Origin of the sequence: Microbaculum marinisediminis (assembly GCF_025397915.1) — a bacterium.
GTDB classification, from domain to species: Bacteria; Pseudomonadota; Alphaproteobacteria; order Rhizobiales; family Tepidamorphaceae; genus Microbaculum; species Microbaculum marinisediminis.
In genome coordinates, this window is sequence record NZ_JALIDZ010000003.1 from 106,842 (window position 1) to 124,076 (window position 17,235).

Genomic DNA, 17,235 nt, shown 5'->3' on the forward strand with positions numbered 1-17,235 from the left:
GATCGAACCGGAGCGCGGGGAACACGGGATGTGCCGTCGCACGAAGCCTGGGCCCTAAACGGGCCTCGCAGACGTTGCGTGAATGGGTCGGTCTGCACGGAGACATCCGAAGGCAAGGACGCGCAAGCAATGACCGTTACCGATCCCGTCTGCGGCGCGCAGGTCGATATCGACGACGTCGTAGCACAAGCAGACCATGATGGCTGGGCCTATTTCTTCTGCTCCACCCGCTGCCACCAACGCTTCCGTGAAAGTCCCGAGACGTATGCTGAACCATGGGGCGAGTTCCCTTTCTCGCCTTTTGCAAAGACCAGCGGGAGAGATCATGAAAAAGGTTGAGCGGACGATCAGCGAGGAGACGACCGCCGCGCCCCGTGCGAATGCACAGCCCATCCCGGCCGGACGGCAGCATATCGACCTGACAGTCGGCGGGATGACCTGTGCGCACTGCGCCTCGGCAGTGGAGACGGCACTCGCGGATATCGACGGCGTTGTCTCAGCCCGCGTCAATCTCGCCAACAAGCTGGCGTCGATCGATTACGACCCCGAACGGACGACGGCGCTGGATATGGTGAAAACCATTCGGGCCGCGGGCTATTCAGGCGGCGCCGCCACGGTCCGGCTGCCGATCGAGAACATGCACTGCGCGTCGTGCGTCACGCGAATCGAGCTTGCCCTGAACATGACGCCGGGCGTGATCTCGGCGCGCGCCAATCTCGGGCCGAATGCCGTTGACGTCGAGTACGACCCCGGCTCGGTCGACTTCGAGGGCATCCGGCGCGCCATCGTGTCCGCCGGTCACAAGGTGGCGAAGCCAGAAGCAGCTGCGGTCAAGGCGGCGGTCGAAGAGGGGGATGACGCGGAACAGGTTGCGCGGGAGGCCGAGTATCGCACACTGATGCGCAAGTTCTGGGTCGCCGCCGCGATCTCGATCCCTGTGATGGCTCTAAGCTATCCCGACCTGATTCCGGGGTTGCGCGATTGGATGCCGATGGGTAGCGACACGCGGCGCGTCGTCTGGGCATTGCTCGGCGTCCTGTCGCTGCCCGTCCTTTTGTGGGCCGGGTCGCAATTCTTCGTCGGCATGTGGGATGCCCTGAAGCACCGTTCGGCCAACATGCACACGTTGATCGCGATCGGCATCACCGCCGCCTTTCTTTACTCGGTGACCGCCGTCGCCTTTCCGGGGATCTTTCCCGACCTGGCCCTTGCCGAAGTCTTCTGGGACGTCACGGACGTCGTCGTCGCGCTCGTCGTGCTCGGCCTCGCGCTGGAGATCAAGGCGAAGGGCCGTACCTCCGAGGCGATCAAGAAGCTGATCGGCCTGCAGGCCAAGACCGCGCGCGTCGTTCGCGACGGCGAGGAGGTCGACCTGCCGGTCGAGGAGGTCGTGGCCGGGGACATCGTCGTCGTTCGCCCCGGCGACAAGATTCCGGTCGACGGCGCGGTTATTGAAGGATCGAGCGCCGTCGACGAGTCGATGATCACCGGTGAGTCGATCCCTGTCGAAAAGCGGGTCGGCGACGAGGTGATCGGAGCGACGCTCAACAAGACGGGCAGTTTCAAGTTCAAGGCGACCAAGGTCGGCAAGGACACGGCTCTTGCCAGCATCATCCGCATGGTGAAGGACGCTCAGGGCTCCAAGGCGCCGATCCAGCGGGTGGTCGATCTCGTGTCCGGCTATTTCGTGCCGACCGTCATGATCCTCGCGGTCCTCGCCTTCGTTGCCTGGTATCTGGTCGGCCCAGAACCCCGCTTCGTCTACGCGACGATCGTGCTGGTGACCACCCTGATCATCGCATGTCCCTGTGCACTCGGCCTCGCCACGCCGACCTCTCTGACCGTCGGCATCGGCAAGGGGGCGGAGAACGGCATACTGATCCGCTCGGGCGATGCCTTGCAGACCTCTCAGAAGCTCGACGCGATCATCCTCGACAAGACCGGAACGATCACGCGCGGCGAGCCGGCGCTGACCGACGTCATCGCCGCGCAGGGGCAAGAGGAGGGGGACGTACTTCGGCTGGCGGCCTCGCTCGAGCGGGGCTCCGAGCACCCGCTGGGCGAGGCCATCGTTAAGGGCGCGGATGAGCGCGGCCTCCCGCTCGCCGATACGGAGACTTTCGCGGCGGTCCCCGGGCACGGCGTGACCGGCCGGGTCGACGGGCGCGATGTGCTTCTCGGCAACGCGAAGCTGATGGGCGACCGCGGCATTGCGATCGAAACGCTCGCGACGGACTGGGAGCAGCTGGCCACGGAAGGCAAGACGCCGATGTATGTGGCGGTCGATGGCAAGGCGGCCGGGCTCATCGCGGTCGCCGATACCGTCAAGCCGGACTCGAAGGACGCGATCGAAACGCTGAAACGTCTTGGAATCGAGGTGGTGATGCTGACCGGCGACAACGCGCGCACCGCCGCCGCAATCGCCCGCGAGGTCGGCATCGACCGGGTCCTCGCCGAGGTGCTGCCCGACGACAAGGCGCACGAGGTGCAGAAGCTGCAACTCGAAGGCAAGACGGTAGGCATGGTCGGCGATGGCATCAACGACGCCCCGGCGCTGGCGCAGGCCGATGTCGGCTTCGCCATCGGCACCGGCACAGACGTCGCCATCGAGGCCAGCGACGTGACGTTGATCAAGGGCAGCCTTACGGGCGTGGTCACCGCTATCGAAATCAGCCGCGCGACCATGCGCAACGTTCGGCAGAACCTCATCGGTGCGTTTGGTTACAACACACTCGGGATCCCCGTCGCCATGGGCGTTCTTTATCCCTTCCTCGGGATCCTGCTGTCACCGCTGATCGCGGCCGCCGCCATGGCGTTCAGTTCGGTCACCGTGGTGACGAACGCCAACCGTCTCCGCTTCTTCCAGCCAAGGAGGCCCGCGTCATGACGCCGGACCGTTGGATCGTGCTTCTGGCCGGGATCCTGCTCATTGGCTTCATCGTCTGGTTCTTCTGGCTGAAGCGGGCAAAGGGCATTCGCGCGGCCGAGACCAGCGGCGGCTACCAGGAGGCGATGATCCTTGTGAAGGGTGGCTACACGCCCGACACCATCATCGTCAGCCGCGGCAGGCCGGTGCGCCTCAACTTTCGTCGCGAGGAGACGGCGTCCTGCTCCGACAAGGTCGTCTTTGAGCAATTCGGCAAGAGCGCCGAGCTACCCACAGGCGAGCTCGTCGCTGTCGAGCTCATGCCGAAGGAGGTCGGCGAGTTCGCCTTCGCCTGTCCCATGGGCATGTTCCACGGTCGGCTGATCGTCGAGTAAGCCGTGTTCCGTTGAGGGCGGCGCGGAGCCGGGTATTTGCCGTCGGCAAGGTCGGGTGCGGCCGGGTCCAAATCCGCGTTGTGATCGGATAGGCGCGATGGGCGAACATGACCATTCAAAGGACCATTCGCACCCGCCGGCGGCCGCCAGCCGATCTTTAATCTCTCTTTAGGACGTCCGGGCGGACGGCTGCTCAAATCGCGCCTCGTGATGGCACGTGTTTGAACGTGCGCAGCCCGGCTTCGCCACGCTGACAGGAGGACTCCATGAAACGCTGCATCAGGATACTGACCGGAGTAACGGCCTTGTCGGTCGCTTCCCTCGGCGTGGCACAGGCCGCGACCGTCTACATACCCGAGGGCAGTGCCGGTCAAGCGATCGTCGTCGACGCCGGGACGGACACCGTCGTCGGCCGCATCGGAGGGCTCCCCGATGTGCACGGCCTGGGCGCCGCCGTGAGCGGGCGCTACCTGGTCGCCGGCAGCTACGCCGAGACGTCATCCGACCAGATGCCCGCCGTCGACCGTCCGGCCGGTATGCCCGAAGACGAGCATGCGGCTCACCACGACGCCAAGGCGCGAAAAGGCGCTTCTTCCGGCAACGCGGTGAGTATCCTCACGATCATCGATGCCGATGACGGCAAGCCCGTCCGGCGTCTCGAAGTTCCGGGCGCCGTCCATCATGTCGCCGTCTCGCCGGACGGCCGCTATGCCGTCGCGACCCATCCCAACGCCGACGGTATCAGCGTCGTCGATCTGTCCGGCCTGACCGTTCGGACGCTCCTTCGAACCGGAGCGATGCCGAACTACGCGGAGTTTAGTGCCGACGGCAGCCGGGTCTACGTCAGCAACGCCGGCGATGGCACTGTCAGCGAGATCGACGTCGACCGGTGGGTCGTCCGACGCGACCTGCCGGCTGGAGAAACCCCCGAGCATATCGTCCTGGCGCCGGACGGGCGTACCTTGTACGTCGCCAATGCCGAGGCCGGGGCCGTCTCCGCTCTCGCCATCGAGCAAGGTGGCGTCGACCGGACCTTCGCCGTGGGCGGAGAACTTCATGGTCTCGATATCTCCGACGATGGCGACACGCTGTACGTCAGCGGCATTGGCGAAGACAAGGTCGTGGCGATTGACCTGCCGTCCGGCAGCATGCGCACGGCTTCGTTGGGACCCGGCCCCTACCATCTCGCCGTCATCCGCGGCACCGGCAAGCTCTACGTCTCCAGCCGCGAAGAGCCCGAGGTCTGGGTTGTCGACGAAGCGACCCTGACGCCACGCGGCACCATCCCGGTCAAGGGGGAAGCGCACCAGATGGTGGTCCTTCCATGACGGCGTATCCAACCGTGCCATATCGAAGGCCCTGAGGAGCGCACGCAGGGGGAGGCCGGCCCGGGGGATGGCGCACGACGCCTATTAGGAGGAGTGACGACATGAGCACCGGTGCGGAGGCTGCCGCCGAGCGCCCGGGTTCGGGGCCCCGGCGGCGCGATTTCCTCTATATCGCCACCGGCTCGGTGGCGGCCGTCGGGACGGCATTGGCCCTGTGGCCATTCATCGACACCATGAATCCGTCAGCGGATGTGACCGCGCTGTCGGTCGTCGAGGTCGATCTCGCCTCGATAGACGTCGGCCAACGCGTTTCGGTGATGTGGCAGAGCCGTCCCGTCTTTATCGTGCGCCGCGGCCCCGAACAGATCGCCATGGCGCGGGCCGACGACGACAATCCGCGTCTGATCGATCCGGCTGCCGATGCCGAGCGGATTGCGCGGCCCGAATGGCTGATCGTCGTCGGCGTGTGCACCCATCTCGGGTGCATACCCCTGGGCCAGCGCGCCGGGGATCCGCGCGGCACCTATGGCGGCTGGTTCTGCCCCTGCCATGGATCTCTGTACGATATCTCCGGCCGGGTCAGGCGCGGGCCGGCCCCGCGCAATCTCGATGTTCCTCCATATATCTTCCTTGACGACACCACCGTGCGTATCGGCTAGGCGTGGTCGTGGTAGGCTCCGGCATAGCAGAACGGAAAAGGGGAGACGTGAGATGAATGCTGGAGACATCATGACCCTCGGCGCCGCGACCGTTCGCGTCGATGCCTCCGTATCGGATGCGGCGAGACTGATGCTTCAGTTTCGCATCAGCGGCCTGCCGGTGGTGGATGCGGCGGGCACTATCGTCGGCATGATCACGGAGGGCGATCTGTTGAGCCGCGAGGAACTCGGCACCGCGACCCATAGACGACGGTGGCTCGATATCCTCGTCGGTCCGGAGACGTTGGCCGAGGACTATGTGCGATCCCGCGGCCGCAGGGTCGAGGAGGTGATGACGCGTCCGGCGGTGACCATCACGGAGCGTACGCCGGTCACCGAGATCGTCGACCTCATGGAGGACAAGGGGATCAAGCGGTTGCCGGTCGTGCGTGACGGGAAGGTTGTCGGCATCGTGAGCCGAGCCAACCTGCTGCGCCGCCTCATCCGCCGCGCCGAAGAAAGACCGACGGCGAGCGTGGACGACGCGGATATCCGCAAGCACATCATGGATGAGCTCGGCCGTCAGGATTGGCGACCGAGCGCCACGGTCGACGTCGTCGTGCAAAATGGGATCGTCGAACTGCGCGGAACGGTCACCGAAGAACCCGTTAAAGAGGCCGTTCGCGTGGTCGCCGAGAATGCTCCGGGCGTCACTCGGGTCATCGACAGGCTGGAGGTCGCGCCCGCGTTGCCCGGTTGGATCTGAGCATGTCGGTCGCCGCTTCGCGGCCGGCTTGCAGCCATGCTTACGGTCACGCGCAGCCTTCGCCCACCCGCCTGCGCGGCAAGCCGAATTGCCGGCGGATCTCGGACAGTCCCGCCGCCGTCAGCGTTTGCGGCCGGGACGTACCCTCACCGATCAGCGCATCACGGTCGAGCCGCAGTTCGGCACTCGGCACGTGCCAATCGATGCAGTCGATGAACTCGGTCGGGACGAGAGCCTCGGTGCGCTGCCGCGTTGGAGCGATCTGAACCACGACCAGCACGACCGACCAGTCCGTACAGTCGATCACAAGGTCGCTGATCGTCCCGCCTGGTTTCCGCCCACAGCGCACCGGCATTCCCGTCATCTTCGTGACCCGCTGCAGCGACATATCGGGATCCGGTTCGTCACGCCGCCAATAGGGATTCCAATGCAGCCGCGAATGCAGCCTTGCCTCCACGGTGCGCGTTGGTTCGCGCAGAAGCCCCACCGTTGCCGCGTCGCAGATTTCCTCCGGCGATAGCGCGACTGGCAGTTGGCGTGCGTCGATGAGCGGCAGTGCGGCCGCACTCATGGGCAAGGCGACTTCCTTATGTGAAGGAGAGCGGTCGACCACCAGGTATCGGACGTCTCGGCAATGCGGCTCGATCAACAGATCGACAAGACGGCCGATCTCCCGGTCGCCGGATACAACCTCGAGGCCGAGGAGATGTCGCACCCGAACGAGCATATCTATCTCGGCTCGTAGCTTGCGAAACGAACGGTCGCATGACCGGGCTGGTCATCGCCCCTTGCCCGACGGACGGGACTGCGACCAGCCGGACCGGCGGTCCAATGCCTGAACATGGCTCTCTCGCGCTCACTGGTGGCGCAATCGCCCCTATGTGACGAACCGCTGCACCGATTGCCCCGGCGGTTTCCGGGCTCATCTGAGCGGACCAGTTTCCCGGCAACCGTCGTCCGGAACCTTAATCAAGATCAAAGAATCCGTGAGGTCGAAGCGATCCGTCGTGCGCCGCGTGTGTTTTCCGTGCGATCGGGTGCTCGATGCGCCGCATACGCTTCAATCCGGCTGTCGGTGACGGATCCACGCTCGCACCATTTGCGGCTCGATATTCGCAATGTCGGCGAGCCGATCGGGATCGCGGATCCTCAGTCGTCGATAGCGAAACTCCACGATTTTCTCGCGTCGAAAATCTTGCAGGACGCGGTTGACGTGGACGCCCGTCAGGCCGGTCGCGTCGCCGATATGCTCCTGGGTCAGGGGCAAATGCATCTCTTCGATCAGATGACCTGGCCATTGCGCGTGGGAGCGGACGAACAGCTCGAGCAGCAGATGGGCTACCCGTTCGTGCGCCGAGCGCCGCCCGATGCTGGTAAGATGGTCGTAGGAGAGGAGCCGGTCGCGAGACGCCAGCCCCGCGAGCAAAAGACCTATTTGCGGATGGTTTCGCGAGAGTGGTTCCAAGGCCTTTTGCGGGAGAATGGAGACCGTGACGTCGGTCAGTGCCTCAACGCCGTAGGTGGCGTGACCGCCACCGAGCAGGTCCAGACCGAGGAGTGCTCCCGGCAGCGCGAACTGCAAAATCTGCCGCTGTCCGTCCTGCAACAGGCTGTAGAGAAAGGCCCATCCGGCGACGAGTGCGTAGATTACGTCACACCGCTCACCGAGCCGCACGATGTCCTGGCCGGCGCGGACCTCCTTGTCTCCCGTCTTGTAATTGGCGATGGCACCCAAGACCTCGAAGCTGCTTGCGTCGTCAAGGCCGCCGCTCGCCAACTGACTGGCGCCGTGATGGAGCACTTTCTTTTTCGATCCGTAGCCGGATCTTGCCATCTGCCCGCGTTCCCCTTTCAAGAGTTTCCGGACATCGCCGATGCGAAGACCCGAACGCGCGCCCTGCAGGGACAGGGGACGATCCGTCGCGGAGCCTCGGTTCTAACGCGTTTCCCCTCATCAGAAGGCCGGGGGCAGGTTTGATTACACCGGGGTGGCTCTTCGAGTTGTGCCCGTCGGCCCCACGCTTGCAGGCCTTCGGTATCGATTGCCGCCTCTTCCACGAGCCGGTCGGGGTCGAGAATGGTGAGGCGCCGGTACCTGAACGTGAGGATACCGCCTTTCCCAAGGGCATGCAGCATCCTGTTGATACGGTGGCGCGGCCACCGCGACCAATGGCGGAGCCGGACGAGAAGGAATGTTTGATCGAGTTTAAGGTCCGGGCGTCGGCATCGGCCCTAACGTGCATGCTCTGACAGCCTGGAATCAGCAAGCGATGGCTCTCAGCAAATGCCCGTATCCAACGTGCCATTACGTATCGCGGTGACCGTCATGGACTTCGGTCCGGGCCCGACGCCATGTCCATTTTTCGGCAAGTGCGATGGCATCGTCGTGATGGATAGCGCCACCGGCGCGCGCGAGTTCCACGACAACCCGGCACGCACGTCCAGGTGCCTGTGCGGCGTTATTCTAGGGAGTGGCGCCGACGGCCTGGTCTGCGGCTTCATCGCCGAGCCCGAAATCCTCAGATTGCGGGCCGCCGGGGTCGATATACGGCTGGGCTGTGGCAGGTACTCCGTCGAGCAGCTGGCAGCCTGTTTCTGCGATCTGCCTGAGGCTTAGCGCTTCAAAGGGCTGCCGCAATCCGCCGATGGCCTTCTCCGCCACGCACGTCTCGCGCCGACCTTTAATCGAGATCAAAGAATCGACCCGGGAGGCCGCCGCACAGTGGTTCCGATAATTGGGGCTGGGCTCTTTTCTCGAGTCATCGGATCGACACACCGACGACGAAAATCTTGAAGGGAGGTGTCGCGGTGAACCGCACTGTCATCGTCTCCAACCGCCTTCCCCCGCTGGACAGGGACGAGGCTTCGGCCGGTGGTCTTGCGGTGGGCATCAGCGCGGCCTTGGCGGAGTCGGGCGGGACGTGGCTTGGATGGGATGGGCAGATAGACTGCGAGCCCGATCACGGTTCCCGTATCCAGCAGATCACGCCATACACGATCATTGCGCTTGCGCTGTCCGCAGACGAGCATGCCGGATATTACATCGGCTTTGCCAACCGGGCACTCTGGCCTGTCCTCCATGGCCGTGCCGATCTCGTCCGCTTCGATCCAGCCGATTTCGCCCTCTATCGTGCCGTCAACGCCCGCTTTGCGAAGCAGCTTGCCGCCGCCGCGCACGATGCGGACGCTGTCTGGGTCCACGACTACCACTTCCTCTGCATGGGAGAGGCGTTGCGTCGTCTCGGTATTCGGCTGCCCATCGGCTTTTTTCTTCATGTTCCCTTCCCCCCGGCCGATACGCTGGCGGCGCTGCCGTGCCATCGGAACCTCATCGGGGCACTCTCGGCCTTCGATCTCGTCGGGTTTCAGAGTGAAAACGACCTGCGGAATTTCTGCGACTACGCCACTCGATATCTCGGTGCGGCCGTGTCCGAGGACGGAACCGTCGCCGTAGGAGGCCGGCAATTCAGCGTTGGCGTGTTCCCGATCGGGATCGATACGCGCGGATTTTCGGCGCTGGCCGAGTCGAAGGAGGCGGGGGTGCTTCGTGAGCGGCTCCGCGGCTGTTTCGAGGGTCAGCTCGGCGTGATCGGTGTCGACCGTCTTGATTACACGAAGGGGCTCGAACGCCGCTTCCGGGCTTTTGAACGTCTGCTGGAGACGTCGCCGGCGCACTTCCGGCAAGCGTTTCTGCTCCAGATTGCTGCACCCTCGCGGATGGCGATACCCGAATACGCAGCGCTGAGAGATCGGCTCGAGGCTCTTTCAGGCCGGATCAACGCGCGTCATGCCAGGATCGATTGGACGCCGGTGCGCTACATCAACCGAACGTTCAGCCAGACCCGTCTGGCCGCTCTTTATCGACTTAGCCGTGTCGGCCTGGTCACGCCGCTGCGCGACGGAATGAACCTGGTCGCAAAGGAATTCGTCGCGGCCCAGAGTGCAAATGATCCCGGGGTCCTTGTGCTGTCGCGCTATGCCGGCGCGGCCGAACGTCTGAGCGGCGCTCTGCTGGTCAACCCTTACGATATCGATGGCATGGCCGCGGCGATGCGGCGAGCGTTGGTCATGTGCCTCGAGGAACGCCGCGAGCGCTACCGCGAGATGATTTCCGAACTCAGGGATCACGATGTGCATGGGTGGCGGGAGGACTATCTGCGCGCACTGGTCGCGGCCCACCGCCGCAGCCTCGCGGGCGGTCGCCAAAGCGCCGCGCCGATGAGCCCGCGCGGACAGTCGGTCCAGCAGGACGGTGGAGTGGGGCGAGCGGGCCACGGTGGCCATCGTGAGGCGGATGTCGTCCTCGCACGGCCAAGCCATGGCCGGCGATCCGATCACGACGCGGCTTGCCGGCGCGTTCACTGATGCGGGCGCTGCCGTTGGACGCGATTTGTCCGAGGCAGAAATAGCGGAAACGGCTCGCGCCATACCGCGCGGTGGTACGCCGCGCTTAATCGAGATCAAAGAAATGACCCGACGCGACGATAGTCTGCGCACGACGATCTCAACCAAGCGAAAGCAGTGGCGGCCCTATGCCGCGATCTAGCACGCTTCGGAACCCGGGTGGCGGCGCGCAGTGATCGCTTCTGCCGCGCCGGGCTTTGCGGGGAGTATTCCATGGCCGTCGATATCCAACAGGTCATCCGGCTCGACCAGCTCGGGCGCGATGATGTGGCGCGTGTCGGCGGCAAGAATGCGTCTCTCGGCGAGATGGTCCGAAACCTTGCGTCCCGAGGCGTCGCCGTGCCGCCCGGCTTCGCGACCACCGCCGATGCCTATTGGCGGTTCGTCGAAGCCAATGGGCTCAAGGAGGTGATCGACGGCGCGCTGACAGATCTCCACGCCGGCAAGGCCACCCTTCACGAGACCGGGCACGCCATTCGGCGTGCCTTCGTGCGTGGCGAATGGCCCCAGGAAACCGATGCGGCAATCCGGGCTGCCTATCGCGACCTGTCGAAACGATCTGGCACAGGCGATACCGACGTGGCCGTTCGCTCCAGCGCAACTGCCGAGGATCTGCCGGACGCGAGCTTTGCCGGCCAGCAGGAAACCTTTCTCAACATCAGCGGCGAGGCGGCGCTGCTCGACGCCTGTCGGCGCTGCTACGCGTCGCTCTTCACCGATCGCGCCATCAGCTATCGCGACGCGAAGGGGTTCGAACACCTCAAGGTCGCGCTCTCGGTCGGCGTGCAGAAGATGGTGCGCTCGGACCTGGCCGGGGCCGGCGTCATGTTCTCGATCGATACGGAAACCGGCTTCGACAAGGCCGTCGTCATCAATGCCAGCTGGGGGCTCGGCGAAAACGTCGTGCAGGGCGCGGTCGATCCTGACGAGTACCAGGTGTTCAAGCCGTTCCTGGACGATCTGACGGTTGCGCCGATCATCGAGAAGACCCTCGGCCAGAAGGGGCTGAAGATGATTTATGCCGCCGGTGGCGAACGTCCCGTGCGCAACGTGCCCACGTCGAAAGCGGATCAGGTGTCCTTCGTGCTCGACGATCAGGAGATCCTCCAGCTCGCCCGATGGGCATGCACCATCGAAGCGCACTACGGCACACCGATGGATATGGAATGGGCGAAGGACGGCAAAACGGGCGAACTCTACATCGTCCAGGCGCGGCCGGAGACCGTCCAGTCGCGTAAGGACGCCAGCGGCCTCAAGTCGTACCGCATCACGAGCAAGGGAAGACACCTTGTCACCGGCCTCAGTATCGGCGAGGCGATCGTGACGGGGACGGTGTGTCTCATCCGCAGCGCCCGCGAGATTGACCAGTTCGAGGACGGTGCCGTCCTCGTGACCGCGACGACCGATCCCGACTGGGTGCCGATCATGAAGCGGGCAGCGGCCATCATCACCGACCACGGGGGGCGAACCTCGCACGCGGCCATCGTCAGCCGCGAGCTTGGCCTTCCGGCGGTCGTCGGGACCGGCAACGGGACCGAGGTGCTGCACGACGACCAGGACGTGACCGTGTCCTGCGCCGAGGGCGACGAGGGCTTTGTCTACGAGGGGATCGGCCAGTTCGAGGTCACGGATCTATCGCTCGACGACATCCCGCAGACCCGCACGGCAGTCATGCTGAACCTGGCCAACCCGGCCGCGGCCTTCCGCTGGTGGCGGCTCCCGGCCGACGGCGTCGGCCTCGCCCGGATGGAGTTCGTGGTCAACAACCACATCAAGGTCCACCCCATGGCTCTCGTCCACTTCGACGCCCTGGAGGACGAGAAGGCAAAACAGCGGATCGCCGAACTGACGCGCGGCTATATCGACAAGACCGAGTACTTCGTAGACCGGCTGGCCCGGGGGCTCGCCCGCATGGCGGCCGCGCACCACCCAAACCCGGTGATCGTGCGCATGAGCGACTTCAAGACCAACGAGTACGCCAACCTCGTCGGCGGCGCCCAGTTCGAGCCCGATGAGGAGAACCCGATGCTCGGCCTGCGTGGCGCCTCGCGCTACTACTCGCCGCGCTACCGGGACGGCTTCGCCCTCGAGTGCCGCGCCCTCCGTCGTATCCGGACGGAGATGGGGTTCCGAAACGTGGTGGTGATGATCCCCTTCTGCCGCTCGATCGGCGAAGCCGATCGCGTGCTCGAGGCAATGGCGGAGAACGGATTGCGGCGTGGCGAAGAGGGGCTCGCCGTCTATGTCATGTGCGAAATCCCGTCGAATGTGGTTCTTGCCCGGCAATTCGCGGAGCGGTTCGACGGCTTCTCCATCGGCTCGAACGATCTGACCCAACTCACGCTCGGAGTCGATCGCGATTCCGACGAACTCGCCGGGCTATTCGATGAGCAGGACGAGGCGGTCAAATGGATGATTCGTACGGTCATCGAGGCCGCCAGACACTCCGGTGCCAAAATCGGTCTGTGCGGCCAGGCGCCCAGCGACCACCCCGAATTCGCCGAGTTTCTTGTCCACTGTGGGATCGACTCGATGTCGGTCAGTCCCGATAGCTTTGTCGCCGTCAAACGGCACGTCGCGGCGGCCGAAGCGGCGCAGCGGCGCGCCGAGACGGGGTGAGGCGGGAGGTTCCGTCGTGGCGCAATCGCCCCCGCGATCAACGAACTTCGCAACGAATGCCGGTGCGCCTGCGGTGCCGGGCGGCATGCAGGGCGCACCGGCCGTGGCGGGCCCTGATCGTTGCGACGCGTGCGACGTGGGGCTGCGTGTCGCGGATTTCGATGCGGCCATCTTCGACCTCGACGGCGTCGTCACCCGCACGGCGCGCGTTCACGCCGCAAGCTGGAAGCGGCTCTTCGACCAGTATCTTCAGGAACGGTCCCAGAGAACCGGTGAGCCTTTCCGACCGTTCGACATCGAAAATGACTACGGACGCTACGTCGACGGCAAGCCGCGCTATGACGGCGTCGCGAGTTTCCTGCAGTCCCGCGGCATAACGCTTCCGCAAGGCGATCCGTCCGATACGCCGGACAGCGAGACCGTCTGCGGGCTCGGCAACCGGAAGAACCGATATTTCCGGGAGAGCCTGCGGCGGGAGGGCGTGGAGGTGTTCGAGAGCACAGTCGCGCTCATTCGTCGCCTGCGCGGCCGGCATCTCGGGATGGCGCTGGTGTCGTCGAGCCGCAATGCCCACGCGGTGCTGGCGGCGGCCCACGTTGCCGCGTTGTTCGACGTTGTGATCGACGGAAACGACATCGCCCGTCTCGGCCTTGACGGCAAGCCGGCCCCCGATCTCTTCCTCGAGGCGGCCGAACGTCTCGGGGCCGATCCGCGCCGGTCCATCGTCCTCGAGGACGCGATCAGCGGCGTTCGCGCGGGCCGAGCCGGCGGCTTCGGTCTTGTAGTCGGTATCGATCGCCGCAATCAGGCGGACGAACTCAAACGCAACGGCGCGGATGTCGTCGTGCAGGATGTGGCCGAGCTCCACATACGGATGCGGCCGGAAACCGCTGGTCGGGCGTTGCATGCCGTGCCGCGGGCGCTCAACCACTACGCGGAGATCGAAAGCGCGCTCGATGGAAGACGGGCGGCGGTCTTCCTCGACTATGACGGAACGCTGACCCCGATCGTCGAGCGGCCCGACCTGGCCGTTCTTTCGGAGGAGATGCGAGCGACCGTCAGGACCCTGGCCGGTCTGTGCACCGTGGCGATCGTCAGTGGGCGCGATCGCGCCGACGTGCAGCGCCTGGTCGGGCTCGACGGCCTCATCTACGCCGGCAGCCACGGCTTCGATATCGCCGGGCCTGAGGGGGTGTGCTTTCAGCACGAGGTGGGAGCCAGCTTCGCTGCCGCCGTCAATGAGGCGGCACAGCGTCTTCGGCAGATGCTCGCGCCTGTCGAGGGGGTGGTCGTCGAGCCCAAGCGTTTCGCGGTCGCGGTGCATTACCGCCAGGTGGCAGCGGATCGGGTGCCGGCGGTCGAGGACGCGGTGGATGCCGTCCTCGCCGAGGTGCCGCAACTGCGCAAGACGTTCGGCAAGAAGGTCTTCGAGCTCCGGCCGCGCCTCGACTGGGACAAGGGCAGGGCAGTCCTGTGGCTGCTCCAGGCCCTGGGGCTCGACGGGGCGGCGGTACTCCCCTTCTATCTTGGCGACGATACGACCGACGAGGACGTCTTCGCGGCGCTGGAAGGCAGGGGCATCGGAATCCTGGTGGGATGCCCGGCGCGGGAGACGGCCGCGCGCTATGTCCTCGACAGGCCCGCCGATGTCCGCAATTTTCTGGCCCGCCTCGCCGCGACGCTGAAGGGCCGCCGCCATGGCCGATGACGGCTGGAAGCTGATCTACGACGGTTTCGTGCCCGCCGAGGAGCGCTTGCGCGAGGCGCTCTGCACGCTCGGCAACGGCTACTTCGCGACGCGCGGCGCCGCGGAAGAAGCCGATGCCGACGATATCCATTATCCGGGCACCTATCTTGCCGGCGGCTACAACAGGCTCACGACAGACATCGCGGGCCGGACGGTTGAGAACGAAGACCTGGTCAACCTCCCCAACTGGCTGCCGCTTCGCTTCCGGCCCGATGGTGGTGAGTGGCTCGACCTGTGCCACGTCGAGGTGCTCGAGTACCGTCAGGCGCTCGATCTCGAGACCGGTCTCCTTGAACGCCATATGCGTGTACGCGACCCCGAAGGCCGGGAGACCTCGGTCGCGACCCGCCGGATCGTGCACATGGGGCAGGCCCACATTGCTGCCCTTGAGATGCAACTGCGGCCGGAAAACTGGTCCGGTCGCATGGAGGTGCGCTCAGCGCTCGATGGTCGGGTGGTGAACGGGGGCGTTGAACGCTACCGAGCACTCAGCAACAAGCATCTCGCGCCGCTCGAAGCCTCGTCTGTCGGCGAAGACGGCGTCCTGCTCCTGACCGAGACGACCCAGTCGCATATCCGCATCGCCCAAGCGGCCACGACCCGTCTCTTCCGCAATGGCGAGCCGGTCGACGTCGAACGGCATGGCATCCATGAAAACGACTACGTGGGGCAGGATCTCTGGTTTGCCGTTGCCGAGCGGCAGGCGGTCACGATCGAAAAGGTCGTGGCCTTATTCACATCCCGGGATCGCGCGATCTCCGAGCCGCGCGATGCAGCGCTGCAGGCCGTTGCCGCCGCCGAGCGCTTCCCCGCGCTCGTCGCTTCGCACGCGTTGGTGTGGCGTACGCTCTGGGACCGTTGTGACATCGCGCTGGTAGGGAATGACCGCACGCAGATTGACCTCAGGCTGCACACCTTCCATCTGCTCCAGACCGTTTCGCCCAACACGGCGGAGCTCGATGCCGGCGTACCCGCGCGCGGTCTGCACGGAGAAGCCTACCGCGGCCATATCTTCTGGGACGAACTCTTCATCCTACCGTTCCTGAACTTCCATCTGCCGGAGGTGACCCGTTCGCTGCTGCTCTACCGGTACCGCCGTCTGCCGGCGGCACGCCGGCTTGCGCGCGAGGCCGGCCATCGCGGTGCCATGTACCCCTGGCAAAGCGGCTCGAGTGGACGTGAGGAGAGCCAGGTGCTGCACCTCAACCCGCGTTCGGGCCGATGGACCCATGACAACAGCCGGCTGCAACGGCACGTCGGCGCCGCCATCGCTTACAATGTCTGGCGCTACTGGCAGACGACGGGTGACCGCGAATTTCTGGCGTACTATGGCGCCGAGATGCTCATTGAGATCGCTCGCTTCTGGGCAAGTGTTGCGACCTTCAATGAGATGCTCGGCCGTTACGAGATCCGCGGTGTCATGGGCCCCGACGAGTTCCATGACCGCTATCCCTGGCACGAGGCGCCCGGCCTCGACAACAACGCCTATACCAACCTGATGGCCACCTGGGTCCTGCGCCGCGCCATCGAGGTCCTCGACCACATCGGCACTGAGCGGCGAGACGAACTCGAACGTCTGATCGGCGTCGACGCGGACGAGGTTGCGGACTGGGATCGCATCAGCCGCAAGATGCGGGTCGTCTTCCTAGAGGATGGGGTAATTGCGCAGTTCGAAGGCTACGACCGTCTGGAGGAGTTCGACTGGGAGGCCTACCGACAAAAATACGACGACATACAGCGGCTCGACCGAATTCTCGAAGCCGAAGGCGACACCGTCAACCGGTACAAGGTTTCGAAGCAGGCCGATGTGCTGATGCTCTTCTACCTGTTCTCTGCGGATGAGCTCCGCGACCTGTTCGCCTTGCTCGGCTACCGGCTCGAGCCTGAGGCAATCCCGAGGAACATCGACTACTACGTCCGGCGCACCTCGAACGGCTCGACGCTGAGCCGCGTCGTCCACTCGTGGGTTCTGGCGCGCAGCGACCGGGCGCGATCCTGGGCGATCCTCGACGAGGCGCTTGAAAGCGATGTCGCGGACATCCAGGGCGGCACGACCGCGGAGGGCGTCCATCTCGGCGCGATGGCCGGTACGGTCGACCTCGTACAGCGTGGCCAGATCGCGCTTGAATTCCGCGAGGACGCGCTTTGCATCAGTCCTTGCCTGCCGGCGGATTTGCAGGGTCTGAGCCTGAAGCTCATCTACCGTGGCTACTGGCTCTACCTCCGCATCGGTTGCGACGATCTCACGGTTTCCGCGCCTCACGGCTGGGCGGGACCGGACCGGATCGGCGTACGCAATCATTTTCACGATTTCGGGGCCGGCGATGTCCTCAGGTTCCGCTGCCAGACAATCGACGGTGGCGTTCGGCCACATCCGGGCCGTGTCGAGAGAACGCGGGAGCGCGTTGAATAGAGATCGCGCGCCGAACGTCACCGTGCCCGCAGAGGCGCGTTCTTGCGAAGCGCCGAACC

13 protein-coding genes are annotated in these 17,235 nt (G+C 65.1%); 11 read left to right on the top strand and 2 right to left on the bottom strand.

Annotated features, from left to right (window positions below):
* The first annotated feature begins 129 nt into the window (after positions 1 to 129).
* The 6 genes from MUB46_RS06635 to MUB46_RS06660 all read left to right on the top strand — a co-directional run bounded on the left by MUB46_RS06635 (position 130) and on the right by MUB46_RS06660 (position 5,993).
* Complete coding sequence (locus tag MUB46_RS06635) at positions 130 to 339, top strand: YHS domain-containing protein (RefSeq protein WP_261615100.1); 210 nt, start codon at positions 130 to 132, stop codon at positions 337 to 339.
* Positions 326 to 2,887: a heavy metal translocating P-type ATPase gene (locus tag MUB46_RS06640; protein WP_261615101.1), complete on the top strand. Its 2,562-nt coding sequence runs from the start codon at positions 326 to 328 to the stop codon at positions 2,885 to 2,887. Before MUB46_RS06635 ends, MUB46_RS06640 begins: the two co-directional genes overlap by 14 nt.
* Positions 2,884 to 3,261, top strand: coding sequence for a cupredoxin domain-containing protein (locus tag MUB46_RS06645; RefSeq protein WP_261615102.1), 378 nt, complete (start codon positions 2,884 to 2,886; stop codon positions 3,259 to 3,261). The genes MUB46_RS06640 and MUB46_RS06645 overlap by 4 nt, the downstream gene beginning before the upstream one ends.
* A gap of 266 nt (positions 3,262 to 3,527) precedes the next feature.
* Positions 3,528 to 4,589, top strand: coding sequence for a YncE family protein (locus tag MUB46_RS06650; protein ID WP_261615103.1), 1,062 nt, complete (start codon positions 3,528 to 3,530; stop codon positions 4,587 to 4,589).
* Between the two features lie 101 nt (positions 4,590 to 4,690).
* Positions 4,691 to 5,248: a ubiquinol-cytochrome c reductase iron-sulfur subunit gene (petA, locus tag MUB46_RS06655; RefSeq protein ID WP_261615104.1), complete on the top strand. Its 558-nt coding sequence runs from the start codon at positions 4,691 to 4,693 to the stop codon at positions 5,246 to 5,248.
* 52 nt (positions 5,249 to 5,300) lie between these two features.
* A complete protein-coding gene (locus tag MUB46_RS06660) occupies positions 5,301 to 5,993 on the top strand; it encodes a CBS domain-containing protein (RefSeq protein ID WP_261615105.1) in 693 nt (230 codons plus the stop codon).
* Positions 5,994 to 6,039: 46 nt separating this feature from the next.
* On the opposite strand, the gene MUB46_RS06665 is transcribed toward MUB46_RS06660, so the two are convergent.
* The gene (locus tag MUB46_RS06665) at positions 6,040 to 6,663 is read right to left on the bottom strand and encodes a hypothetical protein (RefSeq protein WP_425256231.1); all 624 of its coding nucleotides are present in this window, start codon (positions 6,661 to 6,663) and stop codon (positions 6,040 to 6,042) included.
* Positions 6,664 to 7,053: 390 nt separating this feature from the next.
* Positions 7,054 to 7,827: a Crp/Fnr family transcriptional regulator gene (locus tag MUB46_RS06670; RefSeq protein ID WP_261615107.1), complete on the bottom strand. Its 774-nt coding sequence runs from the start codon at positions 7,825 to 7,827 to the stop codon at positions 7,054 to 7,056.
* Positions 7,828 to 8,277: 450 nt separating this feature from the next.
* Here MUB46_RS06670 and MUB46_RS06675 point away from each other — a divergent pair, with 450 nt between their 5' ends.
* The 5 genes from MUB46_RS06675 (at position 8,278) to MUB46_RS06695 (ending at position 17,176) form a co-directional block, all read left to right on the top strand.
* A complete protein-coding gene (locus MUB46_RS06675) occupies positions 8,278 to 8,610 on the top strand; it encodes a NifB/NifX family molybdenum-iron cluster-binding protein (protein ID WP_261615108.1) in 333 nt (110 codons plus the stop codon).
* A 191-nt stretch (positions 8,611 to 8,801) separates the two neighbouring features.
* Complete coding sequence (locus MUB46_RS06680) at positions 8,802 to 10,358, top strand: alpha,alpha-trehalose-phosphate synthase (UDP-forming) (RefSeq protein ID WP_261615109.1); 1,557 nt, start codon at positions 8,802 to 8,804, stop codon at positions 10,356 to 10,358.
* Positions 10,359 to 10,610: 252 nt separating this feature from the next.
* A complete protein-coding gene (ppsA, locus tag MUB46_RS06685; protein WP_261615110.1) occupies positions 10,611 to 13,016 on the top strand; it encodes a phosphoenolpyruvate synthase in 2,406 nt (801 codons plus the stop codon).
* 16 nt (positions 13,017 to 13,032) lie between these two features.
* Positions 13,033 to 14,724, top strand: a complete 1,692-nt coding sequence (otsB, locus tag MUB46_RS06690) for a trehalose-phosphatase (protein ID WP_261615111.1) — start codon at positions 13,033 to 13,035, stop codon at positions 14,722 to 14,724.
* Positions 14,714 to 17,176: a glycoside hydrolase family 65 protein gene (locus tag MUB46_RS06695; RefSeq protein WP_261615112.1), complete on the top strand. Its 2,463-nt coding sequence runs from the start codon at positions 14,714 to 14,716 to the stop codon at positions 17,174 to 17,176. Before otsB ends, MUB46_RS06695 begins: the two co-directional genes overlap by 11 nt.
* The last annotated feature ends 59 nt before the right edge of the window (positions 17,177 to 17,235 follow it).

What these genes read in the sequence shown, in the direction of transcription:
- MUB46_RS06675 (WP_261615108.1), top strand. Translation starts at nt 8,278, where the DNA reads ATGCCCGTATCCAACGTGCCATTACGTATCGCGGTGACCGTCATGGAC.
- MUB46_RS06645 (WP_261615102.1), top strand. Translation starts at nt 2,884, where the DNA reads ATGACGCCGGACCGTTGGATCGTGCTTCTGGCCGGGATCCTGCTCATT.
- MUB46_RS06660 (WP_261615105.1), top strand. Translation starts at nt 5,301, where the DNA reads ATGAATGCTGGAGACATCATGACCCTCGGCGCCGCGACCGTTCGCGTC.
- petA (WP_261615104.1), top strand. Translation starts at nt 4,691, where the DNA reads ATGAGCACCGGTGCGGAGGCTGCCGCCGAGCGCCCGGGTTCGGGGCCC.
- ppsA (WP_261615110.1), top strand. Translation starts at nt 10,611, where the DNA reads ATGGCCGTCGATATCCAACAGGTCATCCGGCTCGACCAGCTCGGGCGC.
- MUB46_RS06695 (WP_261615112.1), top strand. Translation starts at nt 14,714, where the DNA reads ATGGCCGATGACGGCTGGAAGCTGATCTACGACGGTTTCGTGCCCGCC.
- MUB46_RS06650 (WP_261615103.1), top strand. Translation starts at nt 3,528, where the DNA reads ATGAAACGCTGCATCAGGATACTGACCGGAGTAACGGCCTTGTCGGTC.
- MUB46_RS06640 (WP_261615101.1), top strand. Translation starts at nt 326, where the DNA reads ATGAAAAAGGTTGAGCGGACGATCAGCGAGGAGACGACCGCCGCGCCC.
- MUB46_RS06670 (WP_261615107.1), bottom strand. Translation starts at nt 7,827, where the DNA reads ATGGCAAGATCCGGCTACGGATCGAAAAAGAAAGTGCTCCATCACGGC.
- MUB46_RS06635 (WP_261615100.1), top strand. Translation starts at nt 130, where the DNA reads ATGACCGTTACCGATCCCGTCTGCGGCGCGCAGGTCGATATCGACGAC.